This window comes from Streptomyces sp. NPDC048248 (genome assembly GCF_043201875.1).
Classification (GTDB): domain Bacteria; phylum Actinomycetota; class Actinomycetes; order Streptomycetales; family Streptomycetaceae; genus Streptomyces.
The window spans coordinates 1-25,709 of the sequence record NZ_JBICZL010000040.1 but is presented as its reverse complement, the minus strand read 5'-3'; the positions used below and the strand labels follow the sequence as shown (position 1 = coordinate 25,709).

The following is a 25,709-nucleotide window of genomic DNA, read 5'->3' as shown; positions in this document are numbered from 1 at the left end:
AGTCGCTGATGCCGCTGCGGCTGGCGCGGTACGGCGTACCGCTGGCCAGGACCGCCCCCGCCGGCCTCGCCGCGGCCGGCATCGCACCGGCGGCCCTGACGCCCGCGGGCACGGCAGCGGAGGACCGGGCCGCGCCCGTCCCGCCGGTGGCCCCCGGGCCGGGCGACACTGTGGGCCCACCGCACGAGACGCCCGCCGCTCTCACCGGCCCGACGAATCCCGAGGCAGCGCCGCCGCACCCCGCGGCCGCCGCCGAGCCGGAGATCAGCCACGCGCTGTCCGAGGAACCCCCCGCGCCCGAGGCCGGACAGGACGCCGCGGCACCGCAGTTGACCGTTCCGGTGGGCCCGGGCCGCAGCCGTCCGCTGGGCAGTGCCGGCGGTGTGCTGCCGATCCCCGAGCAGCGCGGCGGCGGGCCGGTGGACGAGGCCGGGCCCGTGCCCGCCGCGGCGCCCGAACCCGAGGCATACGCCGAGCCGGCCGATCCGGCCACCGGCTTCGCCCCTGATCCCGGGCAGCTGCCGCCGCTCAGCACGCTGCCGGACGACATCCCGCGGGACGAGGCGTACTTCACGGCCTATCGCGCCTACGTCGCGGAGAAGAACGGGTTCCCCGACTCCCGGCAGTTCGGCCGCTATCTCCTGGACTTCTACGGCGTGACCGGCCGGGACGGCGGCCCGCTGTCCGAGGGCTATCTGCGGGGGTTCGTACGGGACTTCCGCCTGCGGCTCCGTATGGAGATGGAGACCGAGCACATTCCGTAGCCGGCGCGCGGCCCGGCCGGTCGCCACCGGTGCCGACCGGCCCTAGACAGCCTCGCTCCCCGACCGCGCCTTCTTGCGCTTCTTGTCCGTCTCCTCCCAGGCGATCAGCGCGGCGCCGACCGCGAAGACACCGACGTAGGCGACCGACGGCAGCGCGAACCAGTGGGGCAGCAGACCCCAGGCGCCGTCGAAGAACACCTGGCCGATGAAGCCCAGAGCCCCCTGAAGCATGACGATGAAGCCGAAGAAACCTCTCATGCCTCCAGCGTGACGGGCCCGGCCCCAAGGATCCTCCTCCCTGGGGCCGAACCCGTGTCACTCCGAAGTCGCAGTCGCGCGCGGGGCCCTACGCCTCACGTCCGGCGCCGCCGCCCGCGATGTCAGCCGCCGAGCAGCTTGCGCACCCGGTCCGCGCCGACCGCCAGCAGCAGGGTGGGCAGCCGCGGCCCGGTCTCCCGGCTGACCAGCAGCTTGTAGAGCAGCGCGAAGAACTGCCGCTGGGCGACCTTCAGCTCCGGCGTGGGCTTGGCGTCCGGTGCGAGGCCCGCACGGATCTTCGGGACGCCGTAGACCAGCGCGGTCAGGCCGTCCAGGGACCAGTGCTCGTCGAGCCCGTCGAGGAGCAGCCGCGTCGAGGCGCGCGCCTCGTCGTCGAGGGAGCCGAGCAGCTCCTCGTCCGGCTCGTCCCGCACGATGGTGCGCTGCTCGGCCGGGACCTGGGTGGTGATCCAGTACTCGGCCTTGTCGAGCCGCGGCCGGGTCTCCTCCAGCGAGGTCACCGGGTTCTCCGGGTCGAGTTCGCCGAGGATGCGCAGCGTCTGCTCGTCGTGGCCCGCGGTGATGTCCATGACCGAGGCCAGGGTGCGGTAGGGCAGCGGACGGGGCGTCCTGGGCAGCTCGCCCGCGGCGGTGCCGATGGCGCGGGCGTATGCCGCGGCGTCGGCCGGCTGCACCGTGCCGTCCGCGATCTTCCGCTCCAGGGCGTCCCACTCGTCGTACAGCCGCTGGATCTCCTGGTCGAAGGCGATCTTGAAGGACTGGTTGGGGCGGCGGCGGGCGTACAGCCAGCGCAGCAGGGGCGCCTCCATGATCTTCAGGGCGTCGCCCGGGGTGGGCACACCGCCCTTGGAGGACGACATCTTGGCCATGCCGCTGATGCCGACGAAGGCGTACATCGGGCCGATCGGCTGATCGGCGCCGAAGATCTCGCGCACGATCTGGCCGCCGACGACGAACGACGAGCCGGGCGAGCTGTGGTCGACGCCGCTGGGCTCGAAGACGACGCCCTCGTAGGCCCAGCGCATCGGCCAGTCGACCTTCCAGACCAGCTTGCCGTGGTCGAACTCCCGCAGCACGACGGTCTCGGCGTGGCCGCACGCGGTGCAGTGGTAGGCCAGCTCGGTGCTCTCGTCGTCGTAGGAGGTGACCGTGGTCAGGTCCTTCTCGCAGACCGTGCAGTAGGGCTTGTACGGGAAGTAGCCCGCGCCGCCCGCGCTGCCGTCGTCCTCGCTCGCAGCGCCGGAGCCCTCCGCGGCCTCCAGCTCGGCCTCGTCGACCGGCTTCTGCTGCTTCTGGCCCTGCTTCTTGGGGGCGCCGGTCGCCTTGTCCTTGGTGCGGTAGCGGTCCAGGACGCCGTCGATCTCCCCGCGGTGCTTCATCGCGTGCAGGACCTGCTCGCGGTAGGCGCCGGAGGTGTACTGCTCGGTCTGGCTGATGCCGCGGTACTCGATGCCCAGCTCCTGCAGGGCGGCCTCCATGGCCGCCTTGAAGTGCTCGGCCCAGCTGCCGTACGGGCTGCCGGGCGGTGCGGGCACGGACGTCAGCGGCTTGCCGATGTGCTCGGCCCACGAGGGGTCGACACCGGCCGGGACCTTGCGGTACCGGTCGTAGTCGTCCCAGCTCAGGATGTGTTCGCAGGCGTAGCCGCGGCGCCGGATCTCGTCCGCGACGAGGTGCGGCGTCATGACCTCGCGGAGGTTGCCGAGGTGGATGGGGCCGGACGGGCTCAGACCCGAGGCGCAGACGATCGGTTTGCCGGGAGCGCGGCGCTCCGCCTCGGCAATGACCTCGTCCGCGAACCTGGAGACCCAGTCGGTCTCGGTGCTCTGCTGAGCCACGATCGGCCCTTCCTCTTCCTTTTGCGCCGTCCGGCGCACAAAAGCCTGACGGCACCCATTCTCCCAGACGTCCTCCGGGCGGAAATTCAGTGGTAGTGCCGTGGGATACTCGTTGGCAAACCCTTTCCACTCCCGACGGAACGGCTCTTCTCCATGGCCTCGGTCACCTCGCTCGCAGCTTCGGTACACCAGCGCGTCGCGGACGCCCTCTCGGCAGCCCTGCCGGAGGCCGGCGCCGCCGACCCGCTGCTGCGACGAAGCGACCGGGCCGACTTCCAGGCCAACGGCATGCTGGCGCTCGCCAAGAAGCTCAAGGGCAACCCGCGGGAGCTGGCCGCGCAGGTCGTCGAGGGCATCCCGGCCGGCGACGGCGCGGTGATCAAGGAGGTCGAGGTCTCCGGGCCCGGCTTCCTCAACATCACCGTCGCCGACGAGGCGATCATCAAGACGCTCGCCGAGCGCGCCGCCGACGACCGCCTCGGCGTGCCGTACGCCACGGCGCCCGGCACCACCGTCATCGACTACGCGCAGCCCAACGTCGCCAAGGAGATGCACGTCGGCCATCTGCGGTCCGCCGTGATCGGCGCCGCGATGACCGAGATCCTGGAGTTCACCGGCGAGAAGGTCGTCCGCAGGCACCACATCGGCGACTGGGGCACCCAGTTCGGCATGCTCATCCAGTACCTCATCGAGCACCCGCACGAGCTGGACCACGAGGGCGGCGCGGTCTCCGGTGAGGAGGCCATGTCCAACCTCAACCGGCTCTACAAGGCCTCGCGTGGCCTCTTCGACTCCGACGAGGAGTTCAAGGAGCGCGCCCGGCGCCGGGTGGTGGACCTCCAGGCGGGGGACGAGGAGACCCTCGCCCTGTGGCGGCGGTTCGTCGACGAGTCGAAGATCTACTTCTACTCCGTCTTCAACAAGCTCGACATGGAGATCCGCGATGTCGACGTGGTCGGCGAGTCCGGCTACAACGACATGCTGGAGGAGACCTGCCGCATCCTGGAGGAGACCGGCGTCGCGGTCCGCTCCGACGGTGCGCTCTGCGTGTTCTTCGACGATGTGAAGGGCCCGGACGGCAATCCGACCCCGCTGATCGTCAAGAAGTCCAACGGCGGCTACGGCTACGCCGCCACCGACCTCTCCGCGATCCGCGACCGCGTCCAGAACCTCGGCGCGTCCACCCTGCTGTACGTCGTCGACGCCCGCCAGTCGCTGCACTTCAAGATGGTCTTCGAGACCGCCCGCCGGGCCGGCTGGCTGGGCGACAAGGTCGACGCCGTCCAGCTCGCGTTCGGCACGGTCCTCGGCAAGGACGGCAAGCCGTTCAAGACCCGTGAGGGCGAGACCGTGCGGCTGGTGGACCTCCTCGACGAGGCGATCGAGCGGGCGACGACGGTCGTGCGCGAGAAGAACAACGAGAAGATCGCGCTCACCGAGGAGGAGATCGTCGCGAACGGTGTCCAGATCGGCATCGGCGCGGTGAAGTACGCCGACCTCTCGACGTCCGCCTCCCGCGACTACAAGTTCGACCTGGACCAGATGGTCTCGCTCAACGGCGACACCTCGGTGTACCTCCAGTACGCGTACGCCCGTATCCAGTCGATCCTGCGGCTCAGCGGCGACGCCCGGCCCGCGGCCCACCCCGAGCTCGAACTCGCCCCGGCCGAGCGGGCGCTGGGCCTGCACCTCGACCAGCTCTCCGAGGTCCTGGCCGAGGTCGCCGGCTCCTTCGAGCCGCACAAGCTCGCCGCGTACCTCTACCAGCTCGCGTCCCTCTACACGACCTTCTACGACCAGTGCCCGGTACTGAAGGCCGAGGGCGGCCCGGACCAGATCGCCAACCGCCTGTTCCTGTGCGACCTGACGGCCCGCACCCTGCACCAGGGCATGGCGCTGCTCGGCATCCGCACCCCCGAGCGCCTCTGACGGCGCACCGCCGGCGGCTTCGCCCCGCCGGCGCCCGGACACACGTCGCCCCCGCCCGGCAGGAGCCGGACGGGGGCGCTGTGCGTCAATGCCCTCGCATCGCGTGCTTGGCCTTCTGCGCGGAGTCCAGCGAGTGGCCCGCGGATTTCTCCGCCCGGCCCTCCGCCTGCATCCGACGGTTGCCCATCGCCCGGCCGGCGGCTTCCTTGACGGTGCCGCGAGCCTGCGCGCCCTTGGCCTGCATCGTGCGCTTGGCAGTCATGGTGTTCCCTCTCCTCGATCGGTCGGGGTCTTCCTTGACATCAGGGCGCGTGCCCGGGGCGCACCGGGCGAAACCCGCCGCGTCGAAGCGCTCCACGACGAAGCTCCCGCCCCCGGTTGCCCGGGAACGGGAGCCACAGCAGGCGCGCACCGCGCCGCACACCTCAAAGACCCTGCGCGACCTCCGTCGCCCAGTAGGTCAGGATCATGTTGGCGCCCGCCCGCTTGATACCCGTCAGGGTCTCCAGGATCGCCTTGTCGCGGTCGATCCAGCCCTTCTCGGCGGCGGCCTCGACCATCGCGTACTCACCGGAGATCTGGTACGCCGCGACCGGCACGTCCACCGAGTCCGCGATCTTCGCCAGCACATCGAGGTACGGCAGCGCCGGCTTGACCATGACCATGTCGGCGCCCTCCTCCAGGTCGAGCGCCAGCTCCCGCAGGGACTCGCGGAGGTTGGCCGGGTCCTGCTGGTAGGTCTTGCGGTCACCCGTGAGCGAGGAGCCGACCGCCTCGCGGAACGGCCCGTAGAACGCCGAGGTGTACTTCGCGGTGTAGGCGAGGATCGAGACGTCCTCGTGGCCGGTCTGGTCCAGCGCGTCCCGGATCACGCCGACCTGACCGTCCATCATGCCGCTGGGGCCCACCGCATGGACGCCCGCGTCGGCCTGGACCTGCGCCATCTCGGCGTACCGCTCCAGCGAAGCGTCGTTGTCGACCCGGCCGTCGGAGTCCAGCACACCGCAGTGGCCGTGATCGGTGTACTCGTCCAGGCACAGGTCCGACATGATGACGAGATCGTCGCCGACCTCGGCCTTCACGTCCCGGATGGCGACCTGCAGGATCCCGTCGGGGTCGGTGCCCGCCGTGCCGACGCCGTCCTTCTTGGCGTCCTCGGGCACGCCGAAGAGCATGATCCCGGCGACCCCCGCCTCGACCGCCTCCACGGCTGCCTTGCGCAGCGTGTCGCGGGTGTGCTGGACGACGCCCGGCATCGCGGAGATCGGCACCGGCTCCGAAACGCCCTCCCGGACGAACGCCGGGAGGATCAGGTCGGCCGGATGCAGGCGGTACTCCGCGACCATCCGCCGCATGGCGGGGGTGGTGCGCAGCCGACGCGGCCGCGCCCCGGGGAAGCTTCCGTACTTCGTCATACCACCACGCTACGCCCGCCCCATACCCGCCTTTGCCGACGCGACGTCGGCCCACCGGCCGCTCTGCGGGCGCCCGGTGGTCAGGCCGCGTCGGCGTCGGCCGCGTCCGTCTCATCGTGGCGGCAGTCCCGGCAGAGCCCCCCTTCCCGGGCGCGGAACGCACGATCGCAGCCGTCGCAGGTCTGGAAGGGCAGCGGTGGAGGCGCTGCGTTCGCGGCGCCCTCCGACGGCGCCACGGGAGCCGCGGGAAGGGGCGGCGGCAGCAGTTCCCGGAGCCGGTGCGCGAGCAGCCCGGCCGGGTGCTGCAGATCGGGCGGAAGGTCCGTGGTCAGGGTCCGATGGACGGCTGCGGCGGTGGCGCCGTTGTCGAACCATGCGGTGAGGGCGGGGGCCAGGCGGCGGACGTCCCGTTCGGCGAGGGTGAGGCGGTCGTCGGCCCGGCGCAGCCCCGCGAGCAGCGCGAGGGCCGTGCCGTGGTGCTCGTTGCGAGGCGCATCGGCGCGCTCGGGAGCCACTGGCGGATCGGCCGGTAAGGGCGCGGCGGGCGGTACTGCCAACGCTGCTGCCGCGGGCCGTACGGGCACGGCGCGCGGTACCGCCGGTGCTGGTGCTGGTGCTGGTGCCGGTGCTGGTTGCAGAAGCGGTGCGGCCGGGGGCGTCACGGCAGGGGCGCGCCCCGCGGCGGGATCGTTGCAGGCGTAAGTGCGGGTGATCACACGGCCGTTGGGCGTGCGCTCCCGCACCCGCTCCAGATAGCCCTGGGCTTCCAGCTCCCGCAGGGCGAAGGCGATCCGGTCGCGGCCCTCGGGAAAGCGCGCGGCGAGGGTCCTGATGTCGACGGAGGCACCCTCGGGCAGCGACAGGATGTGCGTGGCCAACCCCACTGCGGTCAGGAACAGTTCGCGGTGCTGTGCGAGGTGATTGCCGATGATCGTGTAGCGGTCGGGCTGGTGGTGCCTGATGTGGGTGACCCCGGTGTGGGTGGCAGTTCGCCGAACACGGGGGCGCGGGCGCACGGCGGCGCTAAGCTGCTTCTCAGCCATCGGGAAGGTCTGTCTTCCTCTGGTGGTCAGGCCCTCGCACTGGGATGCCAGTCCCGGCGGGGGCCGTCGCATGTCTGCGGTTGTCAGGGCGAGCCTGCCCGCCCAAACCACCGCCGCGCCAGCCGAGTTGAGACGGTTCACCCCCATGGGTGACGAATCCGGGGTTTGGTTGGTTTGGAAGGTTCTTTCCCCGGGTTCTTTGTTCTTGATCGCCCGCCCTGCCGCCGCCCGGACCACCGGATCCCGCCTTTCCGGGCTCCGGCCCGGCGCTCAGCGACCGGCATCGAGAGCGAGTTCCGCCCAGACCGTCTTGCACGGCCCCGGCCCGTCCTCGACACCCCACCGGTCCGCCAACTCCGCCACGAGCAGCAGCCCGTAGCCGGACCCTGCCGGGCAGCCGCAGGTGGCCGGTGGACGGGCAGGCAGCCGGTCACCTCGGGCGTCGGTCACCTCGATACGGAGCGTATGACCGTGGACGGCGATCCTGAGCCGGAAGTCTCGCCCGGGTACGCGTCCGTGGAGCGCGGCGTTGGCAGCGAGTTCGGCGACGACAAGGGCGGCGGCATCCAACGGGAGCCCCCAGGACCGGAGCTGTTCGGTGGCGAGCAGCCGGGCGAGCCGGGCGCCTCTGCGGGTGGCGGAGAGCTGGACGGCGAACTGCCGCGTACTGGTGCCGGATACGGCGACTTCTTGATTCATGTCACTCAGCGTGGCGATACCTGCGCACACTGAGAAGCGCTGACGCCCGTGCGTACGGAGACTGTCCCGGGCTTGTCCAGCGCTGTCCTGGCTGTCCGGAGTGACGCTGCGCGGCGGGTGGGAGTTGAACGGGAACGGCATCTTGGAGGTGGTCGCGGATGGGCGTGGACGGCGGGGGCGGCGTGGACGGCGAGAACACGGAGAGCGGGGCGGACGAGCCGGGCTGGGACGTCGATCCGGACGACGAGTCGGGGGCGGCGGTGGTCGCGACGGTCGGACGCCAGCTCAAGGCATGGCGCGAGGCGGCCGGCCTGCGGGCCTGCGAGCTCGGAGCGGCGATCGGGTACGGGGAAGACCTGATCTACAAGGTGGAGGGCGGACGCCGGATCCCCCGGCCGGAGCTGCTGGACAGAGCGGACGAAGCACTGGGCGCGGGCGGGAAACTCGCCGCCATGAAGCGAGACGTGGCGGAGGCCCGATATCCGAAGAAGGTGCGGGACTTGGCGAAGCTGGAGGCCAGGGCGGTCGAGCTACTTGCGTACGGAGACCACAATCTGCACGGGCTTTTGCAGACGGATGAATATGCGCGAGCACTCTTCGAGATGCGGCAGCCCGCGTACGAGCAGGACGAGATCGAAAGGGCGGTCGCCGGCCGCGTAGCCAGGCGGTCAATCTTCGATCGATCCCCCTCTCCTGCGCTGAGCTTTGTCCAAGAAGGGGTGACGCTGCGCCGCCCCCTCGGGGGCAGAATGGTGCTAAGGCGACAGCTCGAACGCCTCCTGGAAGTGGGGCAGTTGCGGAACGTCACGATCCAGATCATGCCGACCGCCCGCGAGGAGCACGCCGGAATGCAGGGAGAGACGCAGGTGCTGAAGTTCGGGGACGGATCGGCGATGGGGCGCTGCGAAGGGGCATTCGCCGGCCGCGCCATCTCCGACCCGAAACAGCTCCGAATCCTTGAGCTGCGGTATGGCATGATCCGGGCCCAGGCTCTCACGCCCAGGGAGTCACGGGCCTACATCGAGCGAGTGCTGGGAGAGACATGATGCGCAAAGCATCTGCCGGAGACGCCTCCACGCTGCAGTGGTTCAAGAGCAGCTACAGCGACAGCAGCAACAGCAGCGAGTGCGTCGAGGTCGCGACCGCCCCCGACACCATCCGCATCCGCGACTCCAAGAACCCCGATGGCCCCCAGCTCACCTTCACCCCCACCACCTGGGCCGACTTCCTGCCGTACGCCTCCAGGCACTGAGGGCGAACGAGCAGAAGGGCGCCCCGGAAAGAGGCGCCCTTCAAAGTCGTACGTACCGCTGCTGGCTACGAGCGAGCCCGCCGACGCGACCCCGGCCGCCGCTCGCTGGGCCGGGTGACCGGGTCCCCGGCGTCGACCGCGGCTTCGCGCCGCGCCGCACCGAAGTCCGCGAGGGCCTCGGCCAGCTTGTGCACCGACGGCTCCGGCGACATGACGTCCACGCGCAGCCCGTGCTCCTCGGCGGTCTTGGCGGTGGCCGGACCGATACAGGCGATCACCGTCACGTTGTGCGGCTTGCCCGCGATACCGACGAGGTTGCGCACCGTGCTCGACGACGTGAAGAGCACCGCGTCGAAACCGCCGCCCTTGATCGCCTCGCGGGTCTCGGCCGGCGGCGGCGAAGCGCGCACCGTCCGGTAGGCGGTGACGTCGTCGACCTCCCAGCCCAGCTCGATCAGACCGGCCACCAGGGTCTCGGTGGCGATGTCGGCACGCGGCAGGAACACCCGGTCGATCGGGTCGAAGACCGGGTCGTAGGGCGGCCAGTCCTCCAGGAGGCCGGCGGCCGACTGCTCGCCGGACGGCACCAGGTCGGGCTTCACACCGAAGGCGACCAGCGCCTTGGCGGTCTGCTCGCCGACCGCGGCGACCTTGATCCCGGCGAACGCTCGGGCGTCCAGGCCGTACTCCTCGAACTTCTCCCGGACGGCCTTGACGGCGTTGACCGAGGTGAAGGCGATCCACTCGTAGCGGCCGGTGACCAGGCCCTTGACCGCGCGCTCCATCTGCTGCGGGGTGCGCGGCGGCTCCACGGCGATCGTCGGCACCTCGTGCGGCACCCCGCCGTACGAGACGAGCTGGTCGGAGAGCGACGCGGCCTGCTCCTTCGTACGCGGCACGAGCACCCGCCAGCCGAAGAGCGGCTTGGACTCGAACCACGACAGCTGGTCACGCTGCGCTGCGGCGCTGCGCTCACCGACCACGGCTATGACCGGCTGGCCGCCGTCGGGCGAGGGCAGCACCTTGGCGGCCTTGAGCACCTGGGCGACGGACCCGAGGGTCGCGTTCCAGGTGCGCTGCCGGGTGGTGGTGCCGGCGACCGTGACGGTCAGCGGGGTGTCGGGCTTGCGCCCCGCGGCCACCAGCTCCCCGGCGGCCGCGGCCACCGAGTCCAGCGTGGTGGTCACGACGGCGGTCGCGTCGCTGGCGCCGAGCTCGGTCCAGCAGCGGTCGTCGGCGCTGCGGGCGTCGACGAAGCGCACGTCCGTGCCCTGCGCGTCGCGCAGCGGCACACCGGCGTACGCCGGCACGCCGACCGCGGCGGCGACGCCGGGCACGACCTCGAAGACGATGCCCTCGGCGGCGCACGCCAGCATCTCCTCGGCGACATACCCGTCGAGACCGGGGTCACCGGCGACGGCTCGCACCACCCGCTTGCCCGCACGGGCCGCCGCCATGACAAGATTGGCGGTGTCCCGCAGGGGCGAAACGTCGGTGGAGGCGCCGGTAATTGATGCCTCGTCAGCTGACGTCTGCAGTGGTGTGTCGACCTGTGCCCGCGCATGCACGCGGACGACGTCCAGCACCTGCGGGTCGGCGATCAGCACGTCCGCGGTGGCCAGCGCCTCCACGGCACGCAGCGTCAGCAGACCCGGGTCTCCCGGCCCGGCACCCAGGAAGGTGACCTGACCGGAGGCGGAATGGTTCGGGGCGGTGGGGTTCAAAGTGCTCGCTCCCCCATAAGACCGGCCGCACCCTTTGCGAGCATCTCGGCGGCGAGTTCGCGACCCATGTTCAGCGGGGTCGACACATCGTCGGGAGAGGCGGGTACGTGCCCGGTGGTGGACAGCTGCACCAGCGCGCTGCCGTCGGTCGTGCCGACGACGCCGCGCAGATGCATTTCGGTGACAGCCTGCTCGTCAGCCTTGGGGCCTCCCCTGTCCGAGCGAAGTCGAGAGCTTGGGGAAAGGTCGGCCAGCGCACCCACAGGTGCGGAGCAGCCGGCCTCCAGGGCGGCGAGCAGGGAACGCTCGGCGGTCACGGCGGCCCGGGTGAACGGGTCGTCGAGCTCGGCGAGCAGGGCGGCGAGGTCTGCGTTGGACGCAGCGCACTCGATCGCCAGTGCCCCCTGGCCGGGGGCGGGCAAAACCACGTCGGGCGACAGCAGCTGCGTCGCCTCGTCGATCCGGCCGATCCGGGTGAGTCCGGCGGCGGCCAGTACGACGCCGTCCAGCTCGCCCTTGGTGACGAAGCCGATCCTGGTGTCGATGTTGCCGCGTATCGGCACCGTCTCCACCTGCCGGCCGAGCGACCTGGCCCAGGCGTTCAGCTGCGCCATACGGCGCGGCGAGCCGGTGCCTATCCGTGCCACCCGGTCAGGGGAAGCGGTGAGCTCCTCGAAGGTCAGCCCGTCCCTGGCGATCAGCGCGTCCCTGGGGTCCTCGCGCACCGGAACGGCGGCCAGGGTCAGGTTCTCGGGCTGCGCCGTGGGCAGGTCCTTGAGCGAATGGACGGCGAAGTCGATCTCCCCTGCGAGCAGTGCGTCGCGCAGGGCGGAGACGAACACGCCGGTGCCGCCGATCTGCGCGAGGTGCTCGCGGGAGGTGTCGCCGTAGGTGGTGATCTCCACCAGCTCGACGGGGCGACCCGTCAGCTCGCGCACCGCCTCGGCGACCTGTCCGGACTGGGCCATCGCGAGCTTGCTTCGCCGCGTGCCCAGTCTCAGGGCCCTCATAGTGCTGTCAGTCATGCCCGCTCCCGTGCTGCATCGTGCCTGTCGGCCCGCGTTTCGGCCCTGCTGACGGCGGCGACCGTCTGGGGGTCGAGGTCGAAGAGTTCCCGCAGCGCGTCCGCGTAGCCGGCACCGCCGGGCTCGCTCGCGAGCTGCTTGACCCGCACGGTGGGCGCGTGCAGGAGTTTGTCGACGACGCGGCGCACGGTCTGGGTGATCTCCGCGCGCTGCTTGTCGTCAAGGTCGGGGAGGCGGCCGTCGAGCCGGGCGATCTCGCCCGCGACGACATCCGCCGCCATGGTGCGCAGCGCGACCACGGTGGGGGTGATGTGCGCGGCCCGCTGCGCGGCGCCGAACGCCGCGACCTCGTCGGAGACGATGCCGCGCACCTGGTCCACGTCGGCCGCCATCGGCGCGTCCGCGGACGCGTCGGCAAGCGACTCGATGTCGACGAGGTGCGCGCCGTCGATCCGGTGGATTGCGGCGTCGATATCGCGCGGCATCGCCAGGTCCAGCAGCGCCAGCGGGGCCTCCCGCTCGGCGAGCGCGGCGGCCACCACGAGGCCGGCGAGGACCAGACCGGTGGCGCCGGTGCAGGACACGACGACGTCGGCCCGGGACAGCTCGTCCTCGACGGCGGTCATCGCCACGGCGCGCGCGGTCAGACCGTTCGCGGCGCCGGGCCCGCCCGGCTCGGTCAGGATCCGGGTGAGCCGCTCGGCCCGCTCCACGGTCCGGTTGGCGACCGCGAGGTCGCCGACACCGGCGCGTACGAGGGTGGTGGCGGCCAGCGAGGACATCGAACCGGCGCCGATCACCAGCGCCCGCTTGCCCTTGGCCCACGTCTCGACGTCCGTGCCGCCCGCGAGCTGCTCCAGGCCGAAGGTGACCAGCGACTGGCCTGCCTTGTCGATGCCGGTCTCGCTGTGGGCGCGCTTGCCGACCCGCAGGGCCTGCTGGAACAGGTCGTTCAGCAGGCGACCCGCCGTGTGCTGCTCCTGGGCGACCGCCAGCGCGTCCTTGATCTGTCCGAGGATCTGGCCTTCGCCGACGACCATCGAGTCCAGGCCGCAGGCCACCGAGAAGAGGTGGTGGACGGCGCGGTCCTCGTAGTGGACGTACAGATAAGGGGTGAGCTCCTCCAGACCGGCGCCGCTGTGGCGGGCCAGCAGGGTGGACAGCTCGGCCACTCCGGCGTGGAACTTGTCCACGTCGGCGTAGAGCTCGATGCGGTTGCAGGTGGAGAGCACCGCGCACTCGGCGGCCGGCTCGGTCGACACCGCGTCCTGCAGCAGCTTGCCGCGCGCCTCGGGGGCGAGCGCGGCCCGCTCCAGCACGCTGACCGGCGCGCTGCGGTGGCTCAGCCCGACAACAAGGAGGCTCATGCTCGCACCTCACCCCGCGCGGTACAGCTCTCGCCGGTGCCGCGCGTTTCCCTCAGTCGCTCGTTGCGCTCGCTCATGCCGGCATCACGGCGGGCACGTCCCCGTCCGGTCCCTTGCGGTCGGCCGCGGCCGCGGCGGCGCGAGAGACGGGGGCCGGCGGGCCACCGTCCTGCGCGGCGTCCTCGCCCGCCTTGCGCTGCTCGTGGAAGGCGAGGATCTGCAGCTCTATGGACAGGTCGACCTTCCGCACGTCCACCCCGTCCGGGACGGTCAGCACGGTCGGCGCGAAGTTGAGAATCGACGTGATCCCGGCGGCGACCAGGCGGTCGCAGACCTGCTGGGCCGCGCCCGCCGGCGTCGCGATGACGCCGATCGAGACGCCGTTGTCGTCGATGATGTGCTCCAGCTCGTCGGTGTGCTGCACCGCGATGCCGGCGACCGGCTTGCCCGCCATGGCCGGATCGGCGTCGATCAGTGCGGCCACCCGGAATCCGCGGGAGGCGAAGCCGCCGTAGTTGGCGAGCGCGGCGCCGAGATTACCGATACCGACGATGACGACGGGCCAGTCCTGCGTCAGTCCCAGCTCGCGCGAGATCTGGTAGACGAGGTACTCCACGTCGTAGCCGACACCGCGCGTCCCGTAGGAGCCGAGGTAGGAAAAGTCCTTGCGCAGCTTCGCGGAGTTGACCCCCGCCGCGGCCGCCAGTTCCTCGGACGAGACCGTGGGGACCGAACGCTCGGAGAGCGCGGTCAGGGCGCGCAGATACAGCGGAAGCCGGGCGACGGTGGCCTCGGGGATGCCTCGGCTTCGGGTCGCCGGTCGGTGGGTTCGGCCAGTTGCCACGGTGCTCCTGCGGGTAGAGCGGGGCTGCGGGCGGCCGTACGTCCCCCGACCGCCCCGTCCACAGCAGGCTATGTCTTTGTGAACGCGTGCACAAAGATGGTGTCCGTTTTGTCCGCCCAAAGTGACCGGGGTCACGCGGCTTTTACCGGTGTGCGCGGAACCAACTCCCACGTCACGCCGTTCGCCCGGGCGGCCCTCATATCGCGGCAATACAGACGGGAGCACGCACCCTCACTCCTCACCGTCATGCCCCCGGAAACCTACAAATCGCCCATCGATCGTAATCGACCGGACGACGCTCCAAAACCGCCGCGAGGCCGGGCACAATGGCCCCATGGCACCCCTCTTCAGCCGCCGCACCCGCAAGAATCCGGCCGATTGCACGGTCACCCTCATCGGCAAGCCCGGCTGCCATCTGTGCGACGACGCACAGAAAGTGATCGAGACCGTCTGCGCGGAAACCGGCGCGGCCTGGGAGAAGAAGGACATCACCGAGGACGCCGAACTGCACCGCAAATACTGGGAGCAGATTCCCGTCGTCCTCGTCGACGGCGCCCAGCACGATTTCTGGCGCGTCGACCCGGCGCGTCTGCGCGCCGCCCTGGGCGCCTGACGGCCCCACCCCGCCCGCGGCCCCCGGCCACAGCTTCCGGGACGGCCCTCCGGAGCGCGCCGGCAATGGCCTTAACGCGCCCGTCGACGACGACGTGCCTGCCTGACATGCGGGCGTAACCGGCTGCACCGAACAAACTGGCTAGGCTAGCCGCATGGCCCACCCGTCGCCCGCCCACCGCCCCGGTAGGAGCTCCTCCGGGATGCACTTCCCCACGGGATGGTTCACCCGCCGCAAACGAGCCGCCACCGCGCGCAGCGTGCTGGCCGGCGAGGCCGCGGCCGAGGCCGCCCGCAAGAGCTCCCAGGAGCTGCCCGAGGTCGAGGAGACCCCGGAAGAGCCCGAGTTCCCCGTCGTCGGGGACGTCGCCGCCGCCGCCTTCTTCGACCTCGACAACACCGTCATGCAGGGCGCCGCCCTCTTCCACTTCGGCCGCGGCCTGTACAAACGGCACTTCTTCCACAAGCGCGATCTGGCCCGCTTCGCCTGGCAGCAGATCTACTTCCGGCTCGCCGGCTCGGAGAACCCCGAGCACATGGCGGACGTCCGCAACAGCGCGCTGTCCATCGTCCAGGGCCACCGCGTCGCCGAGCTGATGTCCATCGGCGAGGAGATCTACGACGAGTACATGGCCGAGCGCGTCTGGCCGGGCACCCGCGCCCTGGCCCAGGCCCACCTCGACGCGGGCCAGAAGGTCTGGCTGGTGACCGCGGCCCCCGTGGAGACCGCGACGATCATCGCCCGCAGGCTCGGCCTGACCGGCGCGCTGGGCACCGTCGCCGAATCCGTCGGCGGCGTCTACACCGGCAAATTGGTGGGCGAACCGCTGCACGGCCCGGCCAAGGCAGAGGCCGTCCGCGCCCTCGCCTCCGCCGAAGGGCTCGACCTCTCGCGCTGCGCCGCCTACAGCGACTCGGCCAACGACATCCCGATGCTGTCGCTCGTGGGACACCCCTACGCGATCAATCCCGACAGCCGACTGCGCAAGCACGCCCGCGAACAGGGCTGGCGACTGCGTGATTACCGAACAGGCCGCAAGGCGGTCAAGATCGGAATCCCCGCGGCGGCCGGCGTGGGCGCCCTCGCGGGCGGTGCCGCGGCAGCTGTCGCGCTGCAGCGCCGCCGCCGCTGACCAGGACTGATCACGAATCGGCGCGGCGGCCATCCCCGTCACCTACCCCCGCCGCGCCCCCGGCAGTCCGATTGCCGCGGCTCAACCACAACACGCCCTCCAACCAGGCAGATTGCGTTCCCTTCCGATCAAAAGCTGCTCAATATTCGATACTTGATCTGCCACCAACCCGGCACGGACCGTAAGTAATCGATGATTTGAGCAACTGGGTGTAGCGCTGCCTGTACGAAGCGTTATTCTCCTCAGACGCAATCCGGAACCCACACGTCCCTACGACGAGTGAACGGTTCCGCACTGCACGTGATGGAAGCTCTGCCTCTGGGAGTCCCGTGTACCCACACGTCGGGGTTGACGCCTCGGGCCTGGCTACGCTGCGTACGACACTCGTCGACCACCTGCGCAGTTTTGTCCCCACCGCGTACGCCGTCCCCGCATTCGCCTCAGCCGTCCCCGCCGGCCCCTGCTACGCCTTGGCCGACGGGAGTGCTGCGGTCGGCAAGGCCGCCGGCAGAACCCGCCGGTCAGGCGCCGGCACGACCACCGCCCGTCGCCCCGCCGACAGCGACAGCCGTCGCATGATGGACCTTGTCGAACGAGCCCAGGCCGGCGAGGCCGAGGCCTTCGGCCGGCTCTACGACCAGTACGCCGACACGGTCTACCGCTACATCTACTACCGCGTGGGCGGCCGTGCCACGGCCGAGGACCTCACCAGTGAGACGTTCCTGCGCGCCCTGCGCCGTATCGGCACCTTCACCTGGCAGGGCCGTGACTTCGGCGCCTGGCTGGTGACCATCGCCCGCAACCTCGTGGCCGACCACTTCAAGTCCTCCCGTTTCCGCCTGGAAGTCACCACCGGGGAGATGCTCGACGCCAACGAGGTCGAGCGCAGCCCCGAGGACTCGGTCCTCGAATCCCTTTCCAACGCCGCCCTGTTGGAGGCGGTACGCAAGCTCAACCCCCAACAACAGGAATGCGTCACGCTTCGCTTCCTCCAGGGCCTCTCGGTCGCCGAGACCGCCCGCGTCATGGGCAAGAACGAGGGGGCGATCAAGACGCTCCAATACCGTGCGGTCCGCACCCTCGCCCGACTGCTCCCCGAAGACGCCCGCTGACCCCGACAAACCGTCCTCGACCGACCCCCCGCACGCCCAGTTGCCCTCACGTTCGGTGACCTGTCATGACCGGTCGGTCACATCATCGTGAGTGCGTAACCCGAGTGCCGCGCCGCTCGTTGTGCGGGATGCAGGCTCCATGCGGTCACGCCATGCCCGCTGCCTCTCACTCGTTCGAGTGGCCGCGGATATCGGCGTGCAACCGTCCGGTCCGTCTGGACAGTCAAAGCCAGTCCGGGGAGTCGAGCGGGATGACGAGAGGAGGTGCCGCCCGTGATCGCAAATGTCTCGGTGCACCGGCGGGCCAACGCCTTCGCCCAGGCCCTGGAGGAGCAGGTCCTTGAGGGCGCGGCGGCCGAGGACCAGGTCGACAATCCGGCGCAAACGCCGGGAGAAGCACGACTGTTGGCGGTTGCCGACGGCCTCGGGGAACTCCCGAAGCCGCAGATGGCGACCGAGGTCAAGACTGTCCAGCGCGCCCAACTCGTCGCCGCGATGGAGGCCGCCTTCGCCGAAGGCGCTCCGTCCGACGACACCAGGGTGCCCGAGCAGCGCACGACCAAGGGGGCGCACCGCGCGACCCCATCGATCGGCCGGCTGCGCCCGCGCTCCCGCCTCTCCAAGGGGCTGGCCGCGGGCGGACTGACGGTCGGCGTCGCCGCCGGCGCCTTCGGCGGCGTCGCGGCGGCCAGTTCCGACGCCCTTCCGGGCGATTCGCTCTACGGCCTCAAACGCGGAATGGAGGACCTCAAACTCGGCATGACCGAGGAGGAGTCCGACCGCGGACAGCTCTACCTCGACCAGGCGTCGACACGCATGATGGAGGCCCGGCGCCTGATGGAGCGCGGACGGGTCGCCGACCTCGACCACGAGTCCATCGGCGAGGTCCGCAAGGCGCTCTCCGGTGTCCGGCACGACGCCGGGGAGGGACACCGCCTGCTGCACGCGGCATACGAACGCGACGGCTCGCTCGGCCCCATCCAGGCGCTGAACTCCTTCACCAAGTCGCATCGCGACAGTTGGTCGCGACTGCGCGACCGGCTCCCGGTTCAGCTCACGGATGTCCGCGATCAGGTCAGCTCGGTCTTCGACGCCATAGACGAAGAGGTCGGACCGTTGCGCTCGTTGCTGCCGGCCACCCCGGACGGCAAGCACCCGCACAAGGAGGCGCCCGGCACCACGGGCACCGGATCGGGTCACCGCGAACGACCGGCTCCTTCGGGCAGCCAATCCTCCTCCGGCAAGCACGGCAGCGGTGGCCACGCTCCGCGCCCGTCGGCCTCACCGTCCGAGGACGACGGCCTGCTCGGCGGCAACACCGGCGGCCTGCTGGGCCGACCGTCCAAGGGCGGCAGTCCCAGCCCCGACGGCAACGGCAAGGACGCGCCCGACGCGCCCGATGTCACCCTCCCACCGCTGATCCCAGGGCTCCTTCCCGGCCTGGGCATCGACGGCGAGGACCTCCCGAAGTAAGAGGTCCGCCCCGGCCGCCCGCGCGCACAGCGGGCACCGGCAAGTCCCCGAGCCGGCGCTCGGTGTTCTTCGGCTTCCTAGAAGAACACCGAGCGTCGCTGCACGAGCAGCTTGTACAACGTGTGCTGAATCGTTTCTCGCACCTGATCGGTCAGGTTGAACATCAGCATCGGATCGTCGGCCGCCTCCGGCGGATAGCCGTCCGTCGGGATCGGCTCACCGAACTGGATCGTCCACTTCGTCGGCAGCGGCACGCCCCCCAGCGGGCCCAGCCACGGAAACGTCGGCGTGATCGGGAAGTACGGCAGCCCCAACACCCGCGCCAGGGTCTTGGCGTTGCCGATCATCGGGTAGATCTCCTCAGCGCCCACGATCGAGCACGGCACGATCGGCACCCCGGCGGTCAGCGCCGTCGAGACGAAGCCGCCGCGCCCGAAGCGCTGGAGCTTGTAGCGGTCCGCGAAGGGCTTCCCGATGCCCTTGAAGCCCTCCGGCATCACACCGACGATCTCACCGCGCTCCAGGAGCCGCTGCGCGTCCTCCGCGCAGGCGAGGGTGTGCCCTGCCTTGCGCGCCAGCTCGTTTATCACCGGCAGCACGAACACCAGGTCGGCGGCCAGGAGACGGAGGTGGCGCCGGGCCGGGTGGTTGTCGTGCACGGCGACCTGCAGCATCAGCCCGTCCAGCGGCAGCGTCCCGGAGTGGTTGGAGACGACGAGCGCCCCGCCCTCGGACGGGATGTTCTCGATGCCCTTCACCTCGACCCGGAAGTACTTGTCGGCCAGCGGCCGCAGCACCGACATCAGCACCTGGTCGGTGAGTTCCTCGTCATAGCCGAAGTCGTCGACCTCGTAGTCGCCCGTGATCCGCCGGCGCAGGAAGCTCAGGCCGCCCGCGATCCGCTCGTCCAGGGTCCGCCCGGCCGCGGGCCGCTCGGGCAGCACCGGCTCCTCGGGGCCGGACCGCGCCTCCGGCACGGGCACCAGGCCCGCCTTACGCCCCTCGCGCACGGCCCGCCTGGCCTTTCTGCGCGCCCGAGGCTCCTCGCCGAAAGGAATGACCTTGGCGTCCGCCATGGTGGGTGAACTCCTCACTGGGTCGGGCCGCCGCGTGCGGGCAGCACGCCGGCGAGCCGGTCGACGGTGCGGGCGAGGGACTCGGGCGGCAACAGCCCGGGTCCGCGGCTGCGGGCGAATTCCGCGAAGGTCTCCGCCGTCGTGTACTGCGGGTGGAACCCCAGTGTCTCGCGCATCTGCGTCGTCTGGACGACTCTGCCGTGCGTCAGCATCCGGATCTGTTCCGGGGAGAAGTCGGTGATACCGACGGAGCGCAGCGCCGTGCCGGCCCACGTCACCGTCGGCAGGAACAGCGGCAGCGTGGGCCGACCGAGACGCCGTGAGGTCTGCGAGAGCAGCAGGACGCCCTCTCCGGCGATATTGAACGTGCCGCTGTTGAGCGTGCCGCGACGCGGCTCGGAGGACGCGATGCGCAGCACCTCGATGGCGTCGTCCTCGTGCAGGAACTGCAGCCGCGGGTCGTAGCCGAAAACCGTGGGCAGGACCGGCAGCGAGAAGTACTCGGCGAGCGGGGAGTCCGCCGACGGCCCAAGGATGTTGGCGAAGCGCAGCACGCACACCGCCACATCCGGCCGGCGCCGCGCGAAGCCCCGTACGTACCCCTCGACCTCCACGGCGTCCTTGGCGAAGCCACCGCTCGGCAGCGACTTGGGCGGTGTGGTCTCGGTGAACACCGCAGGGTCGCGGGGCGCGGAACCATAGACGCTGGTGGTGGACTTGATGACCAGCCGCCGCACGTTCGGGGCCTTCTGGCAGGCCCCGAGGAGCTGCATGGTCCCGATGACATTGGTCTCCTTCACCGAGGCACGGCCACCACGGCTGCCCAGCGGCGTGCCGTTGATGTCCATGTGGACCACGGTGTCGACGCCCGTCTCGGCCAGGACTCTCGCGATCGCCGGGTGCCGGATGTCGGCCTTGAGGAATTCGGCGCCGCCCAGATGGTGCTCCGGTGGCACGGCATCGACCCCGATCACCCGGTCGACGTCGGGATCACGCTGGATGCGGCGTACGAACCGGCCGCCCAACTGCCGCGCGACTCCCGTGACGAGCACGACCTTGCCCAAGATCAGCCCTTCCTTCGCCCCTCGACGTCCGCCTGAGCCGAGCTGTACGCGCCACGCTATCGGGTCGGTGTTGCGCTGTGATGACCCCACGATGCCGTCCACCACATTTCCCGCCCCGAGCACCGCCCATACGGCCCACAAAGCACCGCAGCCCCCCACCACAGGTGTGTGGTGGGGGGCTGCGAAATCGCGATCAGCGTCGCTTACTTCTTGTTACGACGCTGAACACGGGTGCGCTTGAGCAGCTTGCGGTGCTTCTTCTTGGCCATCCGCTTGCGCCGCTTCTTGATAACAGAGCCCACGACTACCCTCGCTAACTTCGAATCACTCGGTGCGGGGCGTCCGAGCCCACACTACCTACATCGGGCCAGCCTACCCGGCGCCGGGCGTACGGCGTAATCCGAGGGTCCGCGGGGGTCCCTCAGGCCGATTCCACCCCCACATAGGACTCACGGAGGTAGTCGTGCACCGCCTGCTCCGGGACCCGGAAGGACCTGCCCACCCGGATCGCCGGCAGATGACCGCTGTGCACCAAGCGGTACACGGTCATCTTCGACACTCGCATCACCGTGGCGACTTCCGCCACTGTCAGAAACACGACCTCGTTCAGAGGCCTCTGGTCTGCGGCCATGACACACCTGCACCTTCCGCATAAGACGGGCACCGGCTTCCCCTCCGGTGACTCTTCGTCGCTATGCGCTCACTCCCCAATTTAGGGGCGGGTGATGCGAGTGGGGAAGAGGAGCAGCGAAGCGCGCCTACTGTGACAGACACGCCCGATTGAGTACATAGCGCGTCAGGGGCCGGTAGAGCGCCGACCGTACGGCGTCATCGAGCGGCACCACCGCGGACACACGCCCCTCGGCCTGCCCGACGAACAGCGCGGGATCGTCGGTATCCGCCAGGCCGATCGCCTCGATGCCCAGTTGACCTGCTCCGCAGACCCATCCGTGGTCCCCGATCACCAGCCCCGGCAGCGGCCCCCGGGCATCCGCGGCGGCCGCGAGAGCGGTACGCACCGGCAAGGGGGAATGGGTGTGCACGCCCCCCTCACCAGGTGCGCCCCGCACGCCGGTCTCGCGCATCAGCGCGACTCCCCGTACGTATGAGAGAGCGTGCGTACGTACGCCGAACCGGGTCGCTATGTCGACACGGCAGCCATACGCGGGGGTGAGGACGGGACAGCCGGCCGCCGAGAGAGCGTCTGCGAGGGCGGCGTAGAACTCCAGCAGGCGGTGCGGATGCCCCGTGCCGATCAGCACCGGCGTCCGCCGGTCCGCCGCCTCACCGATCCGGTCGGCGAAGCCGTCCAACCCCGCGATCGTCCGATCGGGATCGATCACGTCGGGGCCGGAAGTGTGCGCGGGATCGACCGAAACACCGCACTTCTGCCCCATCAGTCGCAGCACTTCCGCGACCGGCCAGTCCCCTTCGGGATCCAGCCCGAGCAGCACCCGCGGGTCACGCGCGGAGAAGAGCCGATAGCGGCTCAGGCTCTTCTCACGCAGCGTCGCGATCCTGCCCGCGAGCCGCGCCTCGATGAGGTGCGCGCGCAGCGCCCCGGTGCCCAACACGACGCTCATGCTGGCCCGTTGGTCGGCTACCGGATGCCCTAACCGGCGGGTAGTCACACATCCGAGCGCACGCGGCGGCGTACCCGGCCCGCCCATGCCGCCCACGCGCTACGGCAGAGCCCACTCGGCGCCACCGCCCGAGCAGCCGGCAACCCGGCCTCCCCGCAACCCGCCGGCGGCAGCCCTCAGGGCAGCAGCCCGTGCGAAGGGAACACCGCCCGGCGGGTCGCCAGCACCGCCTGGTCCAGCCGGTCCGCCGGGTCGTACCCGCCGTCGGCGAAGTCCCGCCACTGCGGCGTACGCCCGTCCGTCATCCGCAGCTGCCCCAACTGCCTGGTCCTGCGGAACACTTCGTGCCGCCAGGACTCCGGCACCATCGAGGTCGGATCGATCGGCCGACCCGCCGCGATCGCCGTCAGATGCGTCCAGCTGCGCGGCACCACGTCCACCACCTCGTAGCCGCCGCCACCGAGGGCGACCCAGCGGCCGTCCGCGTGCGCGTGCGCCAGGTCGTGGCAGGACTCCGCCACCGCACGCTGCGCGTCGAGGCTCACCGCCAGATGCGCGAGCGGATCCTCGAAGTGGGTGTCCGCGCCGTGCTGCGTCACCAGCACCTGCGGGCGGAACGCCCCCAGCAGCTCCGGCACCACCGCGTGAAAGGCCCGCAGCCAGCCCTCGTCCCCGGTCCCGGCCGGCAGCGCCACATTGACCGCGCTGCCCTCCGCGCCCTCGCCGCCGGTCTCCTCCGGCCAGCCGGTCTGCGGGAAGAGCGTCCGCGGATGCTCGTGCAGCGAGATCGTCAGGACCCGCGGGTCGTCCCAGAACGCCGCCTGAACGCCGTCGCCATGGTGGACGTCCACATCCACATAGGCGACGCGCTCGACGCCCAGCTCCAGCAGCCGGGCGATCGCCAGCGCGGCGTCGTTGTAGATGCAGAAGCCGGCCGCGCCGCCCGGCATGGCGTGGTGCAGCCCACCGCTGAAGTTCACCGCGTGCAGCGCGTCACCGCGCCAGACGGCCTCGGCAGCGCCCACGGACTGCCCGGCGATCAGCGCCGACGCCTCGTGCATACCGGCGAAGGCCGGATCGTCCTCGGTGCCGAGGCCGTACGCGGTGTCCGCGGCGGACGGGTCGGCCGAGGCGGCCCGGACGGCCGCGATGTAGTCCTCACGGTGCACCAGCCGCAGGGTGGAGTGCCCGGCGGGCTTGGCGGCAACCACCTCCAGGGGCCCCCGGTCGAGCTCGTACGCCTCCACCAGGCGCATGGTCAGCGCGAGCCGGATCGGGTCCATGGGGTGCCCCGGCCCGAAGTTATAGCTCGTTACTGCCTCGTCCCACATCAGCTGTGCACGGCCGCTCATGCCTGTCACCGTATCGGGCCTGTTGAGAACCGAACGAACGGGCATACACGAGCGCCACCAGCACGAGCGCCATCGGGACGAGCATGGCCCCGCGATAGCTCCAGGCATCACCCAGAGCCCCCACCAGAGGAGAACCGACCAGAAAACCGACATAGTTGAAGATGTTCAGCCGGGCCACGGCCGTATCCGAAGCCCCCGGGAACAGCCGCCCCGCCGCCGCGAACGTCTGCGGCACAATCACACAAAGTCCCAGGCCCAACAGCGTGAATCCCGCCATCCCGGCCCACGCCCCCGGCGCGCCCGCCACCACCGCGAAACCGGCCGCGGCCACCACGGCCCCGGTCCGTACCGCCGCGGCCGCCCCGAACCGCCGCACCCCCAGGTCGCCGACCGCGCGTCCCAGCAGCGTGGTGACCATGTAGACGTTGTACGGCACGGTGGCGAGCTGCTCGGAGCTGCCCAGCACGTCCTGCAGGTACTTCGCGCTCCAGTTGGAGACTGTCGAGTCCCCGATGTACGCGATCGCCATCACCATGCACAGCGGCCACAGCAGCCTCATCGAGACCGACCCGCCGGACGACGCGGCACCTGCCGCCGGAGGGGCGTCCGCCCCCGGAGCGGGCCCGGCGCCCTCCCGGTCCACGAACCACCGGCCCACGACCAGCGCGAGCGGCACCACAACGGCCACCACCGGCCCGTAGAGCACCGCGAGCGACAGCTGCCAGTGCGCCCCGGCCCAGGCAAGCGAGGCCCCCACGATGCCGCCCAAGCTGTACGCGGCGTGGAAGCCCAACATGATGCTTCGCCCGTACGCCCGCTGCAGGCTCACCCCGAGCATGTTCATCGAGGCGTCCAACGCCCCCACGGACAACCCGAACACCGCCAGCGCCACCGCGACCTGCCCCATCGAGCCGACGGACCCGGCCGCCAGCAGCGCCAGACACACCACGGGCTGCGCGCTCCGCAGCACCACACTCGGCCGGACCCGCTTCACCAGGTGCTCGGTGGCGACACTGCCGACCCCGGCCAGGACCGGCACAGCCGCCAGGAACACCGGCAACAGCCCGTCCGAGATGCCGTAGCGGTCCTGGATCGCCGGTATACGGGTCACCAGGAGAGCGAAGACCGCGCCCTGGATGAAAAAACTCACTGCGAGCGAGAGCCGGCCGTGCCGCAACTGCGCGCCTGGTACCCGAGGGGCCGTCATGGCCGCTCAGCCTAGAACTCCTCACTACCGCTGGGTAGATGGATCACTTCACCAATTCCGACTGAGGTCCGAGGGGTGAGCCGACGGTCGTCCGAGGCGGGGCGCCCGCGCGGCTACGCCAGCAGGTGCGGCAGTTCCGCCATGTCGGAGAACAGCGCCGTGGCGCCGGCGAGCTTCGCTTCGGACGTCATCGCCGTGAAGCCGTAGACGTCCATCCCCGCCGCGACGGCCGCCTGCACCCCCAACGGGCTGTCCTCGACGACCGCGCACCGCTCGGGCGGCACACCCATCCGCCGCGCGGCATGAAGGAAGAGGTCCGGCTCCGGCTTGCCCCGCCCGACATCCTGCGACGAGAAGATCCGCTCGTCCCCGAACCTCGCGAACAGCCCCGTCTTGTGCAGAGCCACGCGGATGCGCTCGTGGCTCCCCGACGAGCCGACGCAGTAGGGCACCCCGTCCGCCGCGAGCTTCTCCAGGACCTCGCTCACGCCCGGTACCGGCTCCAAGTGGAGGCGGAACTCCTCGAACACCCGGGCGTGGAAGATCTCGTCGAAGTCCGCCGGCAGCCGCTGACCGGACCGTTCGAGGACAATCTCGTGGATCCGGTGCATGGCGGAGCCCATGTAGTCGCGCAACGAGCCCTCGTAGGTGGTGGGGTGACCCACCTCGGTGAGGTACGCGGCAAGAATCCGGTTGGAAAGGGGCTCGCTGTCCACGAGCACGCCGTCATTGTCGAATATGACCAGGTCGTAGCGCATATCCCGAGGGTAGCGATACGTGCTGGAAACGCGTGTAAGCCCCGCAGGAACCGAAGTTCCCACGAGGCTTACACACAAAGATTGTTCGGCGGCGTCCTACTCTCCCACAGGGTCCCCCCTGCAGTACCATCGGCGCTGAAAGGCTTAGCTTCCGGGTTCG

Annotated in this window: 25 protein-coding genes, 1 rRNA gene and 1 pseudogene; 8 read left to right on the top strand and 19 right to left on the bottom strand. The window is 70.7% G+C overall.

Annotated features, from left to right (window positions below):
* Nucleotides 1-764 (top strand): annotated as a pseudogene (locus ACGFZW_RS38455) (hypothetical protein); the annotation flags it as partial.
* A gap of 42 nt (nt 765-806) precedes the next feature.
* Here ACGFZW_RS38455 and ACGFZW_RS38450 read toward each other — a convergent pair.
* The gene (locus ACGFZW_RS38450) at nt 807-1,022 is read right to left on the bottom strand and encodes a hypothetical protein (RefSeq protein ID WP_393897985.1); all 216 of its coding nucleotides are present in this window, start codon (nt 1,020-1,022) and stop codon (nt 807-809) included.
* A gap of 122 nt (nt 1,023-1,144) precedes the next feature.
* Nucleotides 1,145-2,881, bottom strand: coding sequence for a lysine--tRNA ligase (lysS, locus tag ACGFZW_RS38445; RefSeq protein ID WP_393897984.1), 1,737 nt, complete (start codon nt 2,879-2,881; stop codon nt 1,145-1,147).
* A gap of 153 nt (nt 2,882-3,034) precedes the next feature.
* On the opposite strand from lysS, the gene argS reads away from it, so the two are divergent.
* Entirely contained in the window at nt 3,035-4,810 is a 1,776-nt protein-coding gene (argS, locus tag ACGFZW_RS38440) for an arginine--tRNA ligase (RefSeq protein WP_393897983.1), read from the top strand.
* Between the two features lie 85 nt (nt 4,811-4,895).
* Here the strand turns inward: argS and ACGFZW_RS38435 are convergent, their stop codons facing one another.
* The 4 genes from ACGFZW_RS38435 to ACGFZW_RS38420 form a co-directional block, all read right to left on the bottom strand.
* On the bottom strand, nt 4,896-5,072 hold the full coding sequence (locus tag ACGFZW_RS38435) for a CsbD family protein (RefSeq protein WP_393897982.1): 177 nt from the start codon (nt 5,070-5,072) through the stop codon (nt 4,896-4,898).
* A gap of 163 nt (nt 5,073-5,235) precedes the next feature.
* A complete protein-coding gene (gene hemB, locus ACGFZW_RS38430) occupies nt 5,236-6,225 on the bottom strand; it encodes a porphobilinogen synthase (RefSeq protein WP_393897981.1) in 990 nt (329 codons plus the stop codon).
* An 80-nt stretch (nt 6,226-6,305) separates the two neighbouring features.
* Nucleotides 6,306-7,268, bottom strand: a complete 963-nt coding sequence (locus ACGFZW_RS38425; protein ID WP_393897980.1) for a helix-turn-helix domain-containing protein — start codon at nt 7,266-7,268, stop codon at nt 6,306-6,308.
* A 270-nt stretch (nt 7,269-7,538) separates the two neighbouring features.
* Nucleotides 7,539-7,967, bottom strand: coding sequence for an ATP-binding protein (locus tag ACGFZW_RS38420; RefSeq protein ID WP_393897979.1), 429 nt, complete (start codon nt 7,965-7,967; stop codon nt 7,539-7,541).
* 158 nt (nt 7,968-8,125) lie between these two features.
* On the opposite strand from ACGFZW_RS38420, the gene ACGFZW_RS38415 reads away from it, so the two are divergent.
* The gene (locus ACGFZW_RS38415; RefSeq protein ID WP_393897978.1) at nt 8,126-9,013 is read left to right on the top strand and encodes a helix-turn-helix domain-containing protein; all 888 of its coding nucleotides are present in this window, start codon (nt 8,126-8,128) and stop codon (nt 9,011-9,013) included.
* Nucleotides 9,010-9,219, top strand: a complete 210-nt coding sequence (locus tag ACGFZW_RS38410) for a DUF397 domain-containing protein (protein ID WP_393897977.1) — start codon at nt 9,010-9,012, stop codon at nt 9,217-9,219. Before ACGFZW_RS38415 ends, ACGFZW_RS38410 begins: the two co-directional genes overlap by 4 nt.
* Before the next feature lie 65 nt (nt 9,220-9,284).
* Here the strand turns inward: ACGFZW_RS38410 and ACGFZW_RS38405 are convergent, their stop codons facing one another.
* From ACGFZW_RS38405 to ACGFZW_RS38390, 4 genes are all read right to left on the bottom strand, one after another.
* A complete protein-coding gene (locus tag ACGFZW_RS38405) occupies nt 9,285-10,943 on the bottom strand; it encodes a uroporphyrinogen-III synthase (protein WP_393897976.1) in 1,659 nt (552 codons plus the stop codon).
* Nucleotides 10,940-11,968, bottom strand: a complete 1,029-nt coding sequence (gene hemC / locus ACGFZW_RS38400; protein ID WP_393897975.1) for a hydroxymethylbilane synthase — start codon at nt 11,966-11,968, stop codon at nt 10,940-10,942. Before hemC ends, ACGFZW_RS38405 begins: the two co-directional genes overlap by 4 nt.
* Nucleotides 11,965-13,335: a glutamyl-tRNA reductase gene (locus ACGFZW_RS38395; RefSeq protein WP_393897974.1), complete on the bottom strand. Its 1,371-nt coding sequence runs from the start codon at nt 13,333-13,335 to the stop codon at nt 11,965-11,967. The genes hemC and ACGFZW_RS38395 overlap by 4 nt, the downstream gene beginning before the upstream one ends.
* A gap of 73 nt (nt 13,336-13,408) precedes the next feature.
* Nucleotides 13,409-14,179 carry a redox-sensing transcriptional repressor Rex gene (locus tag ACGFZW_RS38390; protein ID WP_393897973.1) on the bottom strand — a complete coding sequence of 257 codons (771 nt, stop codon included), beginning with the start codon at nt 14,177-14,179 and terminating at the stop codon, nt 13,409-13,411.
* Between the two features lie 334 nt (nt 14,180-14,513).
* On the opposite strand from ACGFZW_RS38390, the gene ACGFZW_RS38385 reads away from it, so the two are divergent.
* The 4 genes from ACGFZW_RS38385 to ACGFZW_RS38370 all read left to right on the top strand — a co-directional run bounded on the left by ACGFZW_RS38385 (nt 14,514) and on the right by ACGFZW_RS38370 (nt 18,509).
* On the top strand, nt 14,514-14,792 hold the full coding sequence (locus tag ACGFZW_RS38385) for a glutaredoxin family protein (RefSeq protein ID WP_393897972.1): 279 nt from the start codon (nt 14,514-14,516) through the stop codon (nt 14,790-14,792).
* A gap of 202 nt (nt 14,793-14,994) precedes the next feature.
* Nucleotides 14,995-15,924: an HAD family hydrolase gene (locus ACGFZW_RS38380; protein ID WP_393897971.1), complete on the top strand. Its 930-nt coding sequence runs from the start codon at nt 14,995-14,997 to the stop codon at nt 15,922-15,924.
* A gap of 329 nt (nt 15,925-16,253) precedes the next feature.
* Nucleotides 16,254-17,036, top strand: a complete 783-nt coding sequence (locus ACGFZW_RS38375; RefSeq protein WP_393897970.1) for an ECF subfamily RNA polymerase sigma factor, BldN family — start codon at nt 16,254-16,256, stop codon at nt 17,034-17,036.
* Between the two features lie 273 nt (nt 17,037-17,309).
* Nucleotides 17,310-18,509, top strand: coding sequence for a DUF5667 domain-containing protein (locus ACGFZW_RS38370; protein WP_393897969.1), 1,200 nt, complete (start codon nt 17,310-17,312; stop codon nt 18,507-18,509).
* 77 nt (nt 18,510-18,586) lie between these two features.
* Here ACGFZW_RS38370 and ACGFZW_RS38365 read toward each other — a convergent pair whose 3' ends face one another.
* From ACGFZW_RS38365 to rrf, 9 genes are all read right to left on the bottom strand, one after another.
* Complete coding sequence (locus tag ACGFZW_RS38365; RefSeq protein WP_393897968.1) at nt 18,587-19,585, bottom strand: lysophospholipid acyltransferase family protein; 999 nt, start codon at nt 19,583-19,585, stop codon at nt 18,587-18,589.
* Between the two features lie 14 nt (nt 19,586-19,599).
* The gene (locus ACGFZW_RS38360; RefSeq protein WP_393897967.1) at nt 19,600-20,649 is read right to left on the bottom strand and encodes an NAD-dependent epimerase/dehydratase family protein; all 1,050 of its coding nucleotides are present in this window, start codon (nt 20,647-20,649) and stop codon (nt 19,600-19,602) included.
* Between the two features lie 203 nt (nt 20,650-20,852).
* Entirely contained in the window at nt 20,853-20,951 is a 99-nt protein-coding gene (locus ACGFZW_RS38355) for a 30S ribosomal protein bS22 (protein ID WP_003948845.1), read from the bottom strand.
* 119 nt (nt 20,952-21,070) lie between these two features.
* A complete protein-coding gene (locus ACGFZW_RS38350; RefSeq protein WP_014144137.1) occupies nt 21,071-21,280 on the bottom strand; it encodes a helix-turn-helix domain-containing protein in 210 nt (69 codons plus the stop codon).
* A gap of 127 nt (nt 21,281-21,407) precedes the next feature.
* The gene (locus ACGFZW_RS38345) at nt 21,408-22,223 is read right to left on the bottom strand and encodes a phosphatase (protein WP_393897986.1); all 816 of its coding nucleotides are present in this window, start codon (nt 22,221-22,223) and stop codon (nt 21,408-21,410) included.
* Between the two features lie 185 nt (nt 22,224-22,408).
* Nucleotides 22,409-23,584 (bottom strand): acetoin utilization protein AcuC, encoded by a 1,176-nt coding sequence (locus ACGFZW_RS38340; protein ID WP_393897966.1) that lies wholly within the window; start codon nt 23,582-23,584, stop codon nt 22,409-22,411.
* A complete protein-coding gene (locus ACGFZW_RS38335) occupies nt 23,535-24,791 on the bottom strand; it encodes an MFS transporter (RefSeq protein ID WP_393897965.1) in 1,257 nt (418 codons plus the stop codon). Before ACGFZW_RS38335 ends, ACGFZW_RS38340 begins: the two co-directional genes overlap by 50 nt.
* Before the next feature lie 113 nt (nt 24,792-24,904).
* Nucleotides 24,905-25,549: an HAD family hydrolase gene (locus tag ACGFZW_RS38330; RefSeq protein ID WP_393897964.1), complete on the bottom strand. Its 645-nt coding sequence runs from the start codon at nt 25,547-25,549 to the stop codon at nt 24,905-24,907.
* Nucleotides 25,550-25,632: 83 nt separating this feature from the next.
* A 5S ribosomal RNA gene (gene rrf / locus ACGFZW_RS38325) occupies nt 25,633-25,709 on the bottom strand; the annotation flags it as partial.